This is a genomic window from Asaia astilbis JCM 15831, assembly GCF_000613845.1.
Lineage (GTDB): Bacteria > Pseudomonadota > Alphaproteobacteria > Acetobacterales > Acetobacteraceae > Asaia > Asaia astilbis.
Genome location: NZ_BAJT01000010.1, coordinates 73,439 through 89,875 on the forward strand (window position 1 = coordinate 73,439; position 16,437 = coordinate 89,875).

The following is a 16,437-nucleotide window of genomic DNA, read 5'->3' on the forward strand; positions in this document are numbered from 1 at the left end:
TCCTTGCCCTTCCCTCTCAAGCAAACGCCGCTCTCCTTCGTGGGGGCGGCGCCTCTCTCGATCACCGCCCTCTTCTCGCCCCTCGCTGTCTCTTCCCGCCAAGGCGAACGCGCTCAAAATCTGTTAACGTGACATCGGCGCCTCATCCGGATTACCCCCATGCCTCACGCTTTCTCTTGCTGGCATGAGCGCTATTCCCTGATGAAATATACCGCCCTGGCTCTTCTTGCCGTCTTCGCACTCCCCGGCCTCTGCAAAGCGCAGACCAAAAATATCCCACCTCTCCTTGCCCGTTATGTGACCCCGCAAGGCGGCTTTGTGATCGGAGGCGGTCCCGAGAGCGCTGATGTCGCGCTTGAGCTCGACCCCAAGGTTTCTGCCCGTGTCGTCGGTGCCCAGGGGAGCATTCCGTTGCTGACATCCGGCGTCATCGCCCTCGCGATCCTTCCGCGAGACCTCACCGAGGAAGAGCGAGCCGCCATGAAGCGTTTCACCGGAGGTGCACCGCTTTCGGTCCCGGTCATGAAAGGCTCAACGCCTATATTCGCCGCGATACGAGCGGTGCCGCTGATCGACATGCCCTGCAGATGCTTTCAACGCTGCTCTCCGCCCCCGTTCAGGCACACCTCGCAGAACGCCTGAGCTATATGACACGTCTATCACCTGACGAGGTCGCGTCGGCTAGAGTGATATCAGGCAGCATCCCCGCGGCCGACATTCCTCTCGCTGACATTGCCCCGCCGGGAAAAAACCCCCATTTTACGATCATTGGCAGCGATACCCTCATCAAGCTGTTGCCGGATTTGCTGGACGGCTTCCGCAAAACGCACCCGGACCTGACCTATACCGCTGACTTGCGGGGCTCTTCGCTCGCACTCCCTGCGCTGACGGCAGGAATCACGTCCTTCGCTCCCACGGGTCGCGAAGTCTGGCGAGGAGACATAGAGGCGTTCCAACAAGTCAAAGGCTATGCGCCGACACGCATCCGGATTGCCTATGCAAGCCATGGCCCGCGCCCGGATGGCAAAACACCCCCGGCGATTTACGTCCATCGTGATAACCTGATCCGGGGTCTGTCCCTGTCGCAGATCAAAGGGATTTTCGCCGCAGGATCATCCGCTGGCGACATCACGCGCTGGTCCCAGCTCGGCATGACTGGGGAGACCTGGAAGAACGCGCCCCTCCATGTCTATGGGAGCAAGCTGAAAGGCGGTTTCTCCATGGCGGTGCGGCAATCCAAACTCGATGGTCTGCCGTTCAGCGCCCGCTATAGAGAACTTCCAGATGGAAAGTCGGTCCTTCAGGCAGTCGCGCATGATCCGTACGGCATTGGCTACGCGACGTGGATCGACGGAGGCAAGACACCTCAAGGCGTAAAACTGGTTCCCCTGGCCTTTACATCAGCCGGTCCCTTCGTTCTTCCCGACGGAACCGGTGACCGGTCGAAATGGCCGATCTCCTATTTCTTCAACATCTATGTCGACCATGCGCCCGGCAAGCCCGTTCCGTCAGATGTCAAGGCGTTCCTCCGCTTCGTCCTGTCTCCAGAGGGAAAAAAGATCATCGAAAACCACCGTGACGACGAAGATGGATACCTCCCCCTGCAAGGGGCAGATCTCGCCGATGAACTGAGCCAGATCAACAGGTTATAGGAAAGGTTATCTCATCACCCGGTCGCGGTGCCAGAGCCCCGCGCTCGACCGATCTCGTGTCATTTTGAGCCCCGCGGCTGGCATCTGGTCGGATTGGATCCGACCACGACCAGAACGCTCTCTCGTGATCACGCCTTCACGAGATTTGCGTAAATCCCTTGCCCTGCCTTGAATTCGAGCCCTGCACACCTTAACTTAGACAATCAATTTGCGGGCAGAGATTGTCTCACGCCCGGATGTGCCCCGTGCGGGGCTCTGGAACGGCTGTTCCGAGGGCTTTGCGCGAGGGCCAAACTCGTTTTGGGGAATGCGCTGTGCAGAAGATTCCGATGACCGGTGAAGGTTTGACCCGTCTAGAAGATGAACTGCGTCGGCTGAAAAGTGAAGATCGCCCTGCCGTCATCCGTGCCATTGCGGAAGCTCGGGCTCATGGCGATTTGTCGGAAAATGCCGAGTATCACGCCGCACGCGACCGCCAGTCCTTTATTGAAGGGCGGGTTCTGGAGCTTGAAGAGGTGATTTCAACCGCCGAGGTCATCGACCCGTCTCAGCTTTCAGGAGATACGGTGAAGTTCGGGGCCCATATCAAGCTCGTCGATGAAGAAACGGACAAGGAAAGCAGCTACCAGATTGTCGGCGTCCATGAGGCCGACATCAAGATCGGTCGCTTGTCTGTCTCTTCACCGCTTGCCAAAGCCATGATTGGCAAATCAGTTGGTGATAGCGTCAGTGTCCCCGCACCAGGCGGTGACAGAAGCTATGAGATCCTGACCGTCACCTACAAATAAGCCGCATCCGTAACCGGGCGGGCCAATCAGGCCCGGCAACACGAAAAGAAGAACGTGACTGAAGTCTCCTTTCTCGCTTTCGCCGATATTCTTGCTGCTCATGCGCGCATAGCACCCCATATTGTTCGTACGCCAAGCATTCGATGCGCGGCACTCTCGAAAATGACGGGCGCGGATATCTGGCTGAAGCTGGAAAATCTTCAGGCCATCGCGTCCTTCAAGGAGCGAGGCGCAGCCAACAAACTCGCCCTTCTCAGCGACGACGAAAAACAGCGCGGTGTGATTGCTGTATCGGCAGGAAATCACGCGCAGGGCGTGGCGCGTCATGCGAGCCTGCTTGGCATTGACGCTACCATCGTCATGCCCCGCCATACACCCTCGGCCAAGGTCGAACGCACCAAGCTGGGGCGCCCGGGTCGTCACCGATGGCGAGGACTTTGCGGAAGCGTCTCTGGTTGCGGAAACCCTGCGCCAGCGCGAGGAGCTGGTTCTGGTGCACCCGTTTAATGACGTCGCGGTCATGGCGGGTCAGGGCACCTTTGCTGTCGAGCTGATCGAAGACAGTCCGGCTCTGGATATTCTCGTTCTTCCCATCGGGGGCGGAGGTCTGATCAGTGGCTCTGCCGTCGCCACCGCAGCGCTGAGCCCGAAGACAAAAATCATTGGCGTGCAGGTGGAGAGCCACGCCTCGCTTTCTGCTTTCCCCGAAGCCGCCATCGCAGCCCGAGGAGGATCGACGATTGCCGAGGGCATTGCTGTCATGCAGATCGGCAATCACTGCCTGGAGGCCGTGACACCGCTACTTGACCGCGTTCTGGTCGTCTCCGAATTGCAGGTTGAATCGGCCATCGCTCACCTGGCCGAACAGGCCAAGCAGGTCTCCGAAGGCGCCGGGGCAGCCGCTCTTGCAGCCGTCATGGCCTACCCCGATATTTTCGCGGGAAAGCGCGTCGCCCTGCCCATCACGGGCGGCAATATCGGCACACGCATCTTCGCCAATACGCTGCTCCGCGCACTGCGCCGCGACGGGCGGCTGCTCTCTCTGACCCTGCAGATCCCTGATCGTCCGGGCGTGCTCGCCGATATCTCGGCCCGCATCGGCAACGCAGGCGGCAATATTATTGAAGTCTCTCATCAAAGGCTCTTCGCCGCGCCATCTGTCCAGACGGCCGAACTTGAGATCATGATCGAAGCCCGTGATGGCAGCCACGCTGATGAGATCGAAGCCGATCTGCGGCGCCATTATCACCTGACACGTGGCTAACGCCACGCTCGGCGTCTCGCCCTTATCAGTCAGAGAGGCTTTCCCTGACTGATAAGGGCGAACTCCCTATTCAGCTCATGAAGCCTTCAGCCTTGAGCACCTCGATGGCCGCACGAACGCGATCGCCATAAGTGTGTTCTTCCATCGTCCGCTTCTGTGCGCGTCGGGCCATCTCAATGCAGAGAGGCGTATCATTGATATAGCGCGCAACCAGACGATCGAAATCGATCTTGTTGGAGAAGGTCGGGATCTCTTCTGCGGTGAAATAACGACGCAGCTCATATGTATCTTCGTGAAACACCTGAAATGCACCAGCAGCGGCTGCCTCGAAAGTACGCGGGCCCGGTGTCGATGGCGCGACCACGAAACGCTTGTTTTCGAAATGCAGTGACCGACCCAGATTCAGAACCAACTTGGAGCGGCGATAGAGCTCGATGAGCTGGGCCTTTTCGATACGCGCGTCCGAAAAACCAATCCCGAACTCACCCCAGCCCGGACCGATGATCTTGACGTTCAGATTACGCAGCGTCGGCATCAGATTGCGCACGATATCCTTGCGGCTGGTGAAGGCCACACCGCAAAAGAGCACGTCGATGGTTTTCTCTACATCTGCCTCAATGGGCGCGTAGTGCAGCTTGCGGCTTGCCGCGAGCGGCAGATGGAAAACGCGCTCACGCTGGTAGAAATTATGTCCCCAGCGATCGCAGGAGAACACGACGTCGAAATCATCGGTGATGCGGTAATTGGCATCCTGCTCGTAGGGATCTTCTGTCGCCCAGAAAACCGTCGTTGCCCCGATCTTCTTTGCTTCACGGCAGACTTCACCGAAATAGGTGCTTTCAGGAAGGTAAGAACCGATGGCGAAGACGATCGTCGGCTGCAGACGCTCGACCGAAGCCGCAGCACCGCTGATATGCACGGCAATGACATTTTCCTCACCGAAGCACTCTGCCCAGCCATCCATGATCGACTCGCGGATCTGCGCATTAGCCTGTGACTCGTAGCGTCCCCCACTGCAAACCAGAACCCGCTGCGTTTTGCCAGCGGCCTGCGATCCTGTTTTTTTCTTACCTGCCGACATCGTCGCTCAATCCGTTTCTTTTTGCGCGCGGCCTCTTGGTGCTCGCGCTGATCCGTTATCAGACATGTCCGTTGGACTGGGTGACACTTGACTCGACGATCTCGCCAAGTGCCGCCCTGAACCGCTCGGGATCACAATCACGTTCCACGGCTTTCAACGCACCGGAACGAATCATCTCCCACTTCGCCTCGTTTTCGTATGTCTCCGCCATGGCGGACGCAAAGCTCAGCGGATCCTCCCCTGAAGCGCTGATAATCTCGTGTCCATCTGCCCAGCCCATCTGCGTCCTCAGGAGGCGCGTTGCAATGACCGGGAGACCATAGGATGCCGCCTCATGCACCTTATAAGGCAAGCCGCCTGCATAGCGCGTTGGCGCTATAAAAAGACGATGTGTCGCGTAGAGCGATGCCAGATCGTCGACGGGCCCTATCCAATTGACGCGATCCGAGGCGCGCAGAGCGCTCACATCCACTGAGGGATGCACGAAGCCAGCCACGGTCAGCTTCACATCACCTGGAAGGAAATCATCAAGTTCGGGCAATACATCGTTGATGAGCCAGAACAGACTATCGAAATTGGGAGCATCCGTGTCGTGCAAAGCACCGACGAACAGGAAGTCTCGTCGGTCCGCAAAACCCATCTCCTGCGGTCGAAGACAGAGAGAATGACCGAGAACTGCGACGTTTTCATAACCCGCTTTTCTGGCGAGAGCAGCATCATGGGGGGAGACGACCACGATCGTCTGACAGAAATGGGCTGTCTCAAGCTCACTGACCACCATTTCCGCCAAGGATGCCAGAGGCTCCGACGGTGGATGGTATCGTGCCTTTTCGATGGTTCTTGGGGCCGCAATCACCTCGGTGTCGAGAATGACATTTTCTGACGGCAGATGGCGCGTATGTGCATTCAGGATCGGCAGAAGTCGCGTCAGATTATGCGTACGGCCAATCCAGATGACGTCGTAATAGCCGGCACGCTCCTCGATAAATGCCTCCAGCGTCGAGAGCTCACTCCGGGTCATGAGCTCAACATCATCGGGGAAATCAGCGGCAAGATCGGCTTGGCTTGCCTCACGCGGAAGGACAGGGAACACAGTCACCTGTAAGCCAAGACTACTCATTGCCCTGACGAGATCGTTGGAACGGACATAGCCCGACCCAAGCGAACGCAGAGGAATACGATCTTCAATGAACAGCACATTCTTTCGCGTGCTTCGATGTGAGCGGGCGAGCACAGCGTTATGCGCATGCGCCGGAAATTGTTTCCTGAGAAACTCCTGATGCTGGCGGGCGAAGACGCGATGGTTGACGACCATTTGCGCGTGTGAACCCGTGCTGCCAGAGCTTCCGTATTCCAGATGCTCTACGGTGACCGACGGATCGTAAACGACCCTCTTCCCGGAACGGACAATCCGCAGACAGAGATCCGTGTCTTCGAAATAGGCCGGGCGATAAATCGTCTCGAAGCCGCCAAGCGTACGGGCCACACCGCTATCGACAAGCAGGAACGCTGCAGAGCAATAATCGACATAGCGCACGAAATTGGCTTCAGCGCTGTTGGGGTTATCGTCACGACGATACCCAAAGGTTGACCCACATCGCCAAATGATCGATCCGGCTTCCTGCAACGCCATGTTGCTGCGGATCAGCTTTGCGCCCACTGCAGCGACGTCCTCCGCGCTATGCAAGCGCGCCAGAGCATTACGGATTGCGTGGGGATAGAGACGCAAATCGTTGTTCAGATAGAGGACCGATTGGGCGGTTACTCTACTCAGAGCCTCGTTACAACCATCGAGATAGCCGATGTTGTGGCGAAAGCGCAGGACAGTTGCACCCCTGACAGTTTCCTCGATCTGCGCCGTCTCATCACTTGAGGCTGAATCCACAAGTATGAGTTGGATCGCCCCGCTGTAATTCGCCCGTAAGGAGAGGAGAGCCTGCAGAGTCAGCGCATATTTGTTGTGGAGCACCATGATGACTGAGAGCGCGGGCGTCCCGTCACAGGTGAAATCAGGCCCACGATGCGCCGTTATTCTATGCTGTAGTTTGGCTTCGGCTTCGAAGTATCGACGTGTCTGTATTTCTTCAAGCGGAGGCAGGTTGACGCCTTCCCCAAACTGAGTGCTCTGCGCGACCCAGCATGCATAGACACTGTCGTAGAGCCCTGCCTTGAGAAGCTTCCTAATCTCAGGTTTGTCACCAAAGCCATGATAGGTCACGCCTTCTGCTGGCCACCGCCCCTCTGCGGCACCGAAACGCACAAAGTGCTCGTACGCATTCCTGAACGCGCCGCCTAAAATGCTCGGAAGAACATCGCCATGAACACGAGCGTAATAGGCCTCGTCAAAAGACGACTGGGGATTAAACTGACGGGGCGTCTGGTTTGTCAGGTAATGATGAAGAAGCGACTGATAACGACCAGCTTCAACGTCGCGCACGACATCGGGATAACGCTCAGCGTACCATACAGGATCGAAATACCAGGAGAGACGATGACGATCCGCGAGCGCGGGCGAGTCAACGACGAGAGTGTAGAATGCCCCTCGCCCTGAGCTCTGCTCACTCTCTTCCTCATCAATGATAACAGCAAAGCAGGCGGGATCGAGGAACCAGTGCCCCCCCAGTCCCGACGCATCACCCGTCTCGAGAAAATGATCATAGCCGTTGCAGTAAAGACCTGACGCAATCGCCTCGTTCACCGCTCCACTGTGGTGCCTCAGGTAATAGCTTTCCGAGAAAAGCCAGTGGGGAGCGTGAGTCGCGTAGCCTTTGGTACAATAATGATCGAACCCCGAGGCGAGCTCTCCTCGGCAAATCTCGGCATAGAGCTCCGGATATGCCTGACGATACCAGTTTTCATCGAAATATCGATTAGGCGAGAAACCAAAAGACTTTCCGATAGCTTCGTAATGATCGCCGGCATCAAGAAGCCCTTGAGCGGATATTTCCTCGATCGCTGACGGGTATTGCTTCAGATACCAGTCTTCCTCTACGAGGCGCCATTTTGGAATCCGCTCGTTTTGCATCGTACCGCCCCGCTTGCCTCTCAGGCGATCGATTCTGGGACGAAACTGGCCTCAATCGATCGCACCACCGTTTCAACCACCGCCTCACTCACTTCCGCCTGTGTCACTGACGCGATGATCCCGTTCGTGACTGTGACGAGCGCGTCAAGCGGCTTGATCCCGATCTGCTCACCAACCGTGTTGACCAGACAGAGTCGATAGTCCCCCGCCATTTCCGCCGCATAACCGGATGCAATCGAAATCCAGCCTTCGAAGCCAACGCAGAGCGGCGCATCGGGGAAAATAGTTTTGACATCATGGCGCAAGAAGCGCTTGAGCGCGAAGAAGAAAGCGCTATTGGTCGACCCGCCCACCAGCGCCACCGACATATCACCGGCACGCTCGACCTGGCGCAAAAAGCCCCAACCACGGATGAAAAGGTTCCCATCGTCGGTCAGGAGCGGTGCTGGATCGCCAACCAGTCCGCTCAGTGAATCGATATAATGCTGGAAGTCGTTTTCCGCGCGATGGAAATGCGCATGACGGTGCAGACGATTCAGTTTGATTCCCCGCAGATGTCCATCTGCGTGAGAAACGCGGATAAAATCACGCATGATCTGGTCGTTGGACGGACGCTCGACCTGGATGTCATTGATCTTGCCATCCTTGACCCCGATCTCCACAGACGTGACCATGAAGGCCCCTGCCCCATTGACGATATTGACGAGACCGACGCGGAAAGAGCCTTCACACCACTTCCCACGCAGCGCTGCCTGACCGGAAAAACCGGAGCGACGGGGAGCGTTCGGATAGATCGAGAGCACATCACCGCGCGCCTCGCGCACACAAGGCAGGAAGATCAGAGGGGATTTGGCATCGCCAATCAGAACCGCGTACATCGACCCGGCAGAGCTGACCCCCGGCAAAACGTGCCAGCCGCGAATGTGGAACTCATAAGCCCCTGAAAAATCCTCTGGCTGATTATCGGCGAGAACGAAGTGGCAGACATCGTCGATGTAATATTCGGCTCCCTGTATCGAGAACCAGTCTGAAACGGGTTCCGGAAGCTCGATTGAGAGATCGCGAATTGTCGGAGGATCGAAGATATGACGCGGGGGTGCCTGATGACGCCATGACGCATGAGGCAGCAAATGCACCTGCCCGGCATCGATCTGCATCTCGGACGTTCCGAGTTCTCGTACAGGAGCCGCCTGCTGATAGACCGCACGCATATCGTTTGCGTAAGGCTCGGCCTGTGTCCAGAGCGCCGGAGAGATATTGCCCATGATCTCCCGACGGATCACCTCGGATGAACGAAGCAGTTCCAGCCGCTCGAGCACCATATTGGCGCGACCGATCGGCACCTTGAAGCCGTTGACCCCGTCCTGCACACGGTCGCCAAGAGCGCCGACGTCGGTGACAATCGGGATCAATCCATTCTGCCACGCCTCGGAAAGGGAGATGCAATACGTCTCGGGCCAGATCGACAGGTTGAGGGCAACATCGGCCACCTGAAGCGCCGCGATATCACCTGCGGTATAACGCCCGTAAACCTTCACATTGGGACGAGGTCTGGAATTGAGGACTGCGTCGTATTCCGGGTGGACATACCCGAAAATATGGAATTCGATATGGTCGGGATGCGCGATCTCGATCAGATTCAGGATCGTATCGGCGCCCTTGGTTCGCAGGAAGTTTCCGACAATAGCGACCTTGAGGGGGCGCTCCCCAAGAGGTTCATAGGACTTCGCGACGATGGGGATCGTGTTTTCGGGAGAAGGGATTCCCAGAGTCAGGCTGCGCTTCTGATCGAGGATCGGATAGATCTCGTGAGTCAGGTTACGGGAATGCTCGGTTCCGAACAGGATCGTATCGACGGAATGGAGCATTTTACCGATAAAGGCGCGCCGGGTCTGTTCGCCGCCATATTCGATATTTTCAGCGACCTTGAGGATGATGTCGCTGGCAACGACGGACTTCACCTCATCTTCGATATAGCGCTGATCCTGATTGAGCAGGTTGTAGCGTGAGGAAATCAGCCAGAAATCATGGGCCGAAAAGACCACCCCGGCACCACAGGCCTTGGCGATAATCGGCAACGAGAGCGCATGATGGCCAAGATGCTGAAAATGGACGATGTCGAAATTGTACTGACTGATCGCGTTGGAGAAGGCCATTTCTTCTGGCCCGTCACACATCGCATCCATCCAGCCCACTTCTGGCACGTCGTAGCGCTCGACTTCCTGCCCGTTTGCCGTAGTCAGGCGGCAATGCGTTCCGCGACGAAGCCAGTAGAAAAACTCGATCTCGCGCCCGAGCATTGAGCACAGGGTTTGCTGATAGACTTCCACGCCGCCCCATGCTGCTTCATGGATCGTCGAGTGCGTGCACATCAGCACCCGCAGGCGACGCCGACGCGGTGCAAGAGCCGAACCTGGCAGGGTGCGCCCGAAATTGGCGCCCGTAATTTCAGCCATCCGGCTCAGGCGGTTCTCGTAGAGGTGGCCCTCAAGCGCCGATCTTTGCCCGGACAGAGCCGCATTGTGACGCAGATTGCGATCACCAAGCAGCGCTGCCACAGCGCTCACCACACCATCGATATCGCGCGCGAGGAAAGTCCCCTCGATCTCGGCGAAGTATTTGGTGTCCATGCTCTCGGGCGCTTCGACCACCTGAGCTGCGCCCGCAAGAGCAAGTTCGTAGAAACGAGGACCCGGCGCCGTCGCCTGACTGACATCGCCATGGCTCGCATAGTCGCGGAACATGGTTAGTGTGACAGCGCTCGCATTGGCAAAGTCGATGAATGCCTCATGGCTCACCGGACGCTGGATAGCCAGTTCGGCGAGATCGGCCGGCAAAGGAGGCAGATACTCATTGCCGGGGCAGATGAGCTTCAGACGGGCCTGCGGGAAGGCTGCAATGATACGGCGAAGCGTCTCGACGCGGTTCGGCCACATCGTCCCCGCGAAGAAGATGTCGTAATCGAGCGCATCTCCCTCTTTCACCTCACGTTGGTGGATTGTGCGGCTGGCTCCGAGCGGCAGGTAATGACCTTTGCCGCGATAGTGTTCGGCGCAGGAAGGATCATTCGTGAAGACATAGTCGAAAAGATTTGAGTTCTCGACATTAAAGTCCCGCATGAAGGGATCTTCGAAAGTCCAGAGGATCATTGTCTTGAACGCTGGGCGAATGCGACGCATCAATTGTGTATTGATGCGTTGTCCATCAATACAGATGAGCGTGTCATGCTCACCCGACGCCGCTGCTCCAGCCAGCGTCATATTATCCGCAAGCAAAATCTGATCCGACCCAAATAAAGCACGCGCGGCGCGCTCAACCGCGAGGGTCAGGTAGGAATTGGGATTATGGGTGTAATTTGTATTGTAGATAACAGCCATGAAGCCCCCGCCTACGCATCTCTGCAACAACCGGGGCCAGCCCCCTTTGTCAATCAGATTGCATTAACCTAAAGAGCCCGCTTGAAAAAGTCTTGTCGGATCGAATTCCGGCTAAAATATCATTGATTTCAACAAGAAAAAATAAAAGGGCTGCCGAAGCAGCCCTTTCACGGTGTATTAACCGAGTATCGGTTGATTACACGTCGGTATTACGACGACGGATTGCCGCACCGAGAATATCACCCAGTGATGCACCGCTGTCGGAAGAACCGTATTCGTTGATCGCTGCCTTGTCTTCCTCGACCTCACGGCCGCGGATGGTCAGAGCGAGCTTGCGCGATGCGCGATCGACGGAAACGACCTTCGCATCGACCTTCTCGCCGACTGCGAAACGCTCAGGGCGCTGCTCAGCCTTGTCACGAGCCAGTTCGGCGCGACGGATGAAGCCGGTCAGAACGTCGTCCACCTTCACTTCGATGCCGTTCGTCTGAACCGATGTCACGAGGCAGGTCACGATGTCGCCCTTATGGACGCGCGAGAGCGTGTCGGCTGCCGGATCTTCATGAAGCTGCTTGATACCGAGCGAAATGCGCTCCTTCTCAGCGTCAACATCAAGAACCTTGGCCTGAACGACCTGACCCTTCTCGAACTTCGCCATGGCTGCTTCGCCAGCTTCGTCCCAGGAGAGATCGGACATGTGCACCATGCCGTCGATATCGGCTGAGAGACCCACGAACAGACCGAATTCGGTGATGTTGCGGATTTCGCCTTCGATGGTCGAACCGACCTTGTGCTCTTCGGCGAACTGTTCCCAAGGGTTGCGCTGAACCTGCTTCAGACCAAGCGAGATACGACGCTTGCCGCTGTCCACGTCGAGAACCATGACGTCGACTTCCTGAGAGGTCGCGACCAGCTTGCCCGGATGGACGTTCTTCTTCGTCCAGGACATCTCGGAGACGTGCACCAGACCTTCGACGCCCGGCTCGAGCTCAACGAATGCACCGTAATCGGTGATGTTCGTGACGCGACCCGAATAGCGAGCACCCGGCGGATACTTGATCGCCACGTTCTCCCAGGGATCAGCCTCGAGCTGCTTCATGCCCAGCGAGATACGCTGCGTGTCGGAGTTGAAGCGGATGACCTGAACGCGAACCGGCATGCCGATCTGCAATGCTTCGGACGGGTGGTTAATGCGCTTCCAGGCAATGTCGGTGACATGCAGAAGACCATCGACGCCGCCGAGATCAACGAACGCACCGTAATCGGTGATGTTCTTGACCACACCGTCAAGGATCATGCCTTCCTTCAGGCCCTGAATCAGCTCGGAACGCTGCTCAGCACGGGTCTCTTCAAGAACGGCACGGCGCGAAACAACGATGTTGCCACGAGCGCGATCCATCTTGAGGATCTGGAAAGGCTGGGGCTGACCCATGAGCGGAGCAACATCACGCACGGGGCGGATATCGACCTGGCTACCCGGAAGGAACGCCATGGCGCCGCCCAGATCGACCGTGAAGCCACCCTTGACGCGACCATAGATCGTGCCGTTGACGCGCTGGTTGTTGGCGAATGCACGCTCGAGCGAGGTCCATGCCTCTTCACGACGGGCCTTCTCGCGCGACAGCACAATGGAGCCGTCACGATCTTCGTAGCGCTCGACATAAAGCTCGATCACATCGCCCGGACGAACATCGGGCGCAGCGCCCGGCGGTCCGAATTCCTTGAGCGAGACGCGACCTTCACTCTTGAGGCCGACATCGACGACCGCAAATTCATCCGTCAGACGGATGACGCGACCGGTAACGACGGAGCCGTCAAAGCCCGTGTCCTGGCCGAGGGTTTCGTCAAGAAGAGCAGCAAAGTCTTCGACGGTGTTGGTGGCTGAAGCCATGTGTTTTCGTAATCCTGGGCCGATCATGACGATCGGGCCAATGTCTGCGCCTGTCACTCGGACAGACGGCGTGCCCATGGTCGAACGACCATCCATGAGCCTTCGTAGGAAATAACCCGTTTCAGGTCGAAAAACGGGGCTGCGCAAAGGGTCAAGCGCAGGCTCACGTCAGACACCCGTGGCGGGTGCCTTGTCAACAAAAACATCGATTCCGGCCGCATTTCCGCCGATCTGTATTTGCAGCCGTGGGAAATCAGTCCGAAACAGGATGCGCAGCCAGGTCACGAGAGTGTGCAGCGCCCTTCGGTTCAGACGGCGAAGCGTGCCTTCACGATAGACAACGCATGAGCCAGAACAGCTTGCGCATCGAGATGATCTGTTTCGACGAGGACAGCATCAGCCGCCTTGCGCAACGGCGAAACAGGCCGCTCTGCATCCTTGCGATCACGTGCCTCAATCTCGGCCTCAAGAGCATCGAGCTCTGCCTGCACAGGCGTCTCGACACCGTGTAGCTGCTGATAGCGACGCACGGCACGTACTGCAGCACTAGCCGTGACAAACAGCTTCAGATCTGCGTCAGGAAAAACGACAGTGCCAATATCGCGCCCATCGATCACCGCGCCGCTCTCAGTCGCAAACTCACGTTGGCGCTTCAGCAATGCGGCGCGCACGGGCACCTGTGTCGCCACCGCGCTCGCGCCCCGATCGATTTCAGGCACACGGAGATCGCTTCGCAGAGATCCTGAGGCTGCAGGGACTGCGCTGTGCTCTCGCCATCGTCGCTCGCTGGGTCGAGCCCGACAAGAATCATCTGACGGGCAACAGCGCGATAGAGAAGCCCGGTATCGAGATGCGGCAGCCCCAGTGAAGAGGCCAGAGCCTTGGCCAACGTCCCCTTCCCCGCGGCGGCGGGGCCGTCGACAGCAATGATCAGGCGCATCAGAGTGCCGCCCCAAGGGCGGTCATCAGCGAGGTGAAACCGGGAAAGCTGGTATTGATGAACCCGGTATCATCGACCTTTACCGGCTTCTCTGCAGCGAGCCCGAAAACAATGGCACTCATCGCCAGACGATGGTCCATCTGTGTCTCGACCAGACCACCACCGAGTCCTTGTGCACTCCCGCGCCCTTCAATGATCATGTCGTCTCCCTCAACGCGCACATCGGCACCATTGACTTTCAGCAGGGCCACAGTGGCGGCAAGACGGTCACTTTCCTTGACGCGAAGCTCTTCAAGCCCGCGCAGTCGCGAGGTCCCGGTTGCAAAGGCACAGGCCACCGCAAGCACCGGATATTCGTCAATCATCGACGGCGCGCGCTCGGCAGGCACATCGACGCCACGCAGCTGAGCGCTCCGCACGACCAGATCGCCGACAGGTTCGCCGCCTTCCACCCGCTCGTTTTCGATATCGAGAACAGCCCCCATCTCGCGCAAGGTCGTGAAGAGCCCTGTCCGCAACGGGTTGAGGCCAACACCAGGCAAACGAATTTCCGATCCAGGCACGAGGCTTGCGGCAACAATCGGGAAGGCTGCTGAAGAGGGGTCGGCCGGCACAGCGACGTCCCTCGCCTTGAGACTGGCTCGCCCTTCAAGCGTAATGACGCGTCCACCATTCGGCGTGAGCGCAACATCAACATCGACGCCAAAGTGCCGCAGCATGTTTTCTGTATGGTCGCGTGTTGCCACAGGCTCTTCAACCCGCGTCTTGCCGCGCGCATTCAGCCCGGCCAACAGAATGGCCGATTTAACCTGGGCAGACGCAACTGGCAGACAATAGGTCAGGGCCGTCGCATCGCCCGTCCCGATGATGGCCATTGGCAGCTTCTCGCCCGACCGCGTCGCAAAGCAGGCCCCATTGCCGGAGAGCGGCTGGGTTACACGCCGCATGGGGCGACCACGCAGGCTTGCGTCTCCGGTCATGAAGCTCGTGATGGCATGGCTGGACAAAATGCCCGAGAGCAGACGCGCGGCCGTGCCCGAATTGCCCATATCCAGAATATCGGAGGGCTCCTGCAAGGCCCCCACGCCTTTGCCGTCGATCACCCACTGATCGTTTTCACGCACGATCACGGCACCCAGCGCACGCATGGCATCGGCAGTGCGGAGAACGTCTTCTCCTTCGAGAAGCCCGGTGACGCGCGTGCGACCTTCTGCCAGCGAGGCAAGCATCAGGGCGCGATGACTGATCGACTTATCCCCGGGAACACGAATCGTACCCCGCAAGGGGCCGGGATTGCGTGCGACAGAGAGAGGAATGACGGGGGCAGAAGGATGATGTTCCATGATAGCGTTCATTCCGATGCAGTGCCGCGGCTGTCAATCGCCACGATCCGTTTTCCTTGTCTTGCATGCATGAAAACCAGATGATGTATTTGACATCAAGGGCACAAGCTGGCATGGCCCCGTGCTTCTCGGCACAAGCCGTCTTTTTCTTTTCAACCGGTTCAGGATCGACAGGTAGTCATCATGGCAAAACCAGAACTCGGTCTGAAGCGCATCTGCGTCTCTTGCAGCGCACGCTTCTACGACCTGAATCGCGCTCCCGCGATTTGCCCCAAATGCGACACTGAGCAGCCCAGCGATCTGCCTCAGCCCAAGCGTGTTGGCGAGATCCCGCCCGATCAGACCAAAAAAGACCCGAAGAGCGACGAGGACGATATCGACGTCGATCTGGACTCCGATGACGACAGCGATGACGACGTCATGGAAGATACGTCCGACCTCGACGACGATGATGACGATCTTGGCGCAGAGATCGAAGTCAACACCGACAACGACGATAACGAAAATTGATCTCGTGGAGAAAAGCCGGTCTGACCGGCTTTTTTCTTTTCGTGACGGCCTCTCCTCACGCTCAGGCTGAGACCGCGGCCTTGCTGAGCCAGGCACTTGACGCCCGCCCGAGTGCCACGCTTGTGCTGCAGGACTACTGCCAACACAAATTTCCGGGGATCGCCATCAGAGCGGTCACCCTGCCCGTCGGAAACACCCCTCCGCCCCCTCCTGACATCGCTCTCTTTGCCCTGAAAAAAGGCGAGACGATCCGAACGCGTCATGTCAGCTTACGCTGCGGCGAGATTGCTCTGTCAGATGCCTGGAACTGGTATGTACCCCAGCGCGTCACGACGGAGATGAACCGGATCCTCGAGCGCTCAACAAAGCCTTTCGGGCTGGTCGTCGCATCCCTGAATTTCAAACGGCTTTCGCTCTCAAGCGAGACCAGGGATCTGCCCGACACAATCCTGGTACGAAACCAGGCCCTGCTCGAACGCGGAAAGGACGGACTTCCTTTTTCGCTTGTCGAGGAAAATTACCTGAGCGACGGATTCAGCCGCCTCAATGGCGATCCGGACTAAGCC

Annotated in this window: 10 protein-coding genes and 2 pseudogenes; 6 read left to right on the plus strand and 6 right to left on the minus strand. The window is 57.9% G+C overall.

The features are described from left to right. The first annotated feature begins 159 nt into the window (after positions 1-159). From JCM15831_RS08850 to JCM15831_RS17825, 4 genes and pseudogenes are all read left to right on the plus strand, one after another. On the plus strand, positions 160-642 hold the full coding sequence (locus JCM15831_RS08850; RefSeq protein ID WP_025824004.1) for a type 2 periplasmic-binding domain-containing protein: 483 nt from the start codon (positions 160-162) through the stop codon (positions 640-642). A 5-nt stretch (positions 643-647) separates the two neighbouring features. After that, positions 648-1,652, plus strand: a complete 1,005-nt coding sequence (locus JCM15831_RS17820; RefSeq protein WP_025824005.1) for a type 2 periplasmic-binding domain-containing protein — start codon at positions 648-650, stop codon at positions 1,650-1,652. A 314-nt stretch (positions 1,653-1,966) separates the two neighbouring features. Further along, positions 1,967-2,440, plus strand: a complete 474-nt coding sequence (greA, locus tag JCM15831_RS08860; RefSeq protein ID WP_025824006.1) for a transcription elongation factor GreA — start codon at positions 1,967-1,969, stop codon at positions 2,438-2,440. A gap of 162 nt (positions 2,441-2,602) precedes the next feature. After that, positions 2,603-3,704, plus strand: a pseudogene (locus JCM15831_RS17825) (threonine ammonia-lyase). A gap of 70 nt (positions 3,705-3,774) precedes the next feature. Here JCM15831_RS17825 and JCM15831_RS08870 read toward each other — a convergent pair. From JCM15831_RS08870 to aroA, 6 genes and pseudogenes are all read right to left on the minus strand, one after another. Then, positions 3,775-4,785: a CgeB family protein gene (locus tag JCM15831_RS08870; RefSeq protein ID WP_025824007.1), complete on the minus strand. Its 1,011-nt coding sequence runs from the start codon at positions 4,783-4,785 to the stop codon at positions 3,775-3,777. Between the two features lie 58 nt (positions 4,786-4,843). Further along, on the minus strand, positions 4,844-7,810 hold the full coding sequence (locus JCM15831_RS08875; RefSeq protein ID WP_025824008.1) for a glycosyltransferase: 2,967 nt from the start codon (positions 7,808-7,810) through the stop codon (positions 4,844-4,846). Positions 7,811-7,830: 20 nt separating this feature from the next. Beyond that, positions 7,831-11,187, minus strand: a complete 3,357-nt coding sequence (locus JCM15831_RS08880; protein ID WP_025824009.1) for a glycosyltransferase — start codon at positions 11,185-11,187, stop codon at positions 7,831-7,833. A 196-nt stretch (positions 11,188-11,383) separates the two neighbouring features. Next, positions 11,384-13,078, minus strand: a complete 1,695-nt coding sequence (gene rpsA / locus JCM15831_RS08885) for a 30S ribosomal protein S1 (protein WP_025824010.1) — start codon at positions 13,076-13,078, stop codon at positions 11,384-11,386. A gap of 308 nt (positions 13,079-13,386) precedes the next feature. After that, positions 13,387-14,018, minus strand: a pseudogene (cmk, locus tag JCM15831_RS17830) ((d)CMP kinase). Next, positions 14,018-15,361, minus strand: coding sequence for a 3-phosphoshikimate 1-carboxyvinyltransferase (gene aroA, locus JCM15831_RS08900; RefSeq protein ID WP_232228081.1), 1,344 nt, complete (start codon positions 15,359-15,361; stop codon positions 14,018-14,020). Before aroA ends, cmk begins: the two are co-directional and overlap by 1 nt. A gap of 183 nt (positions 15,362-15,544) precedes the next feature. Between aroA and JCM15831_RS08905 the strand changes: the two genes are divergently transcribed. Continuing rightward, a complete protein-coding gene (locus JCM15831_RS08905; protein WP_025824012.1) occupies positions 15,545-15,871 on the plus strand; it encodes an FYDLN acid domain-containing protein in 327 nt (108 codons plus the stop codon). 41 nt (positions 15,872-15,912) lie between these two features. Then, positions 15,913-16,434, plus strand: coding sequence for a hypothetical protein (locus JCM15831_RS08910; protein ID WP_232228082.1), 522 nt, complete (start codon positions 15,913-15,915; stop codon positions 16,432-16,434). Positions 16,435-16,437: the final 3 nt, after the last annotated feature.

Coding starts and splice junctions, on each gene's coding strand:
- aroA (WP_232228081.1), bottom strand. CDS start 15,361: ATGGAACATCATCCTTCTGCCCCCGTCATTCCTCTCTCTGTCGCACGC.
- JCM15831_RS17820 (WP_025824005.1), top strand. CDS start 648: ATGACACGTCTATCACCTGACGAGGTCGCGTCGGCTAGAGTGATATCA.
- JCM15831_RS08880 (WP_025824009.1), bottom strand. CDS start 11,187: ATGGCTGTTATCTACAATACAAATTACACCCATAATCCCAATTCCTAC.
- rpsA (WP_025824010.1), bottom strand. CDS start 13,078: ATGGCTTCAGCCACCAACACCGTCGAAGACTTTGCTGCTCTTCTTGAC.
- JCM15831_RS08875 (WP_025824008.1), bottom strand. CDS start 7,810: ATGCAAAACGAGCGGATTCCAAAATGGCGCCTCGTAGAGGAAGACTGG.
- JCM15831_RS08905 (WP_025824012.1), top strand. CDS start 15,545: ATGGCAAAACCAGAACTCGGTCTGAAGCGCATCTGCGTCTCTTGCAGC.
- JCM15831_RS08850 (WP_025824004.1), top strand. CDS start 160: ATGCCTCACGCTTTCTCTTGCTGGCATGAGCGCTATTCCCTGATGAAA.
- JCM15831_RS08870 (WP_025824007.1), bottom strand. CDS start 4,785: ATGTCGGCAGGTAAGAAAAAAACAGGATCGCAGGCCGCTGGCAAAACG.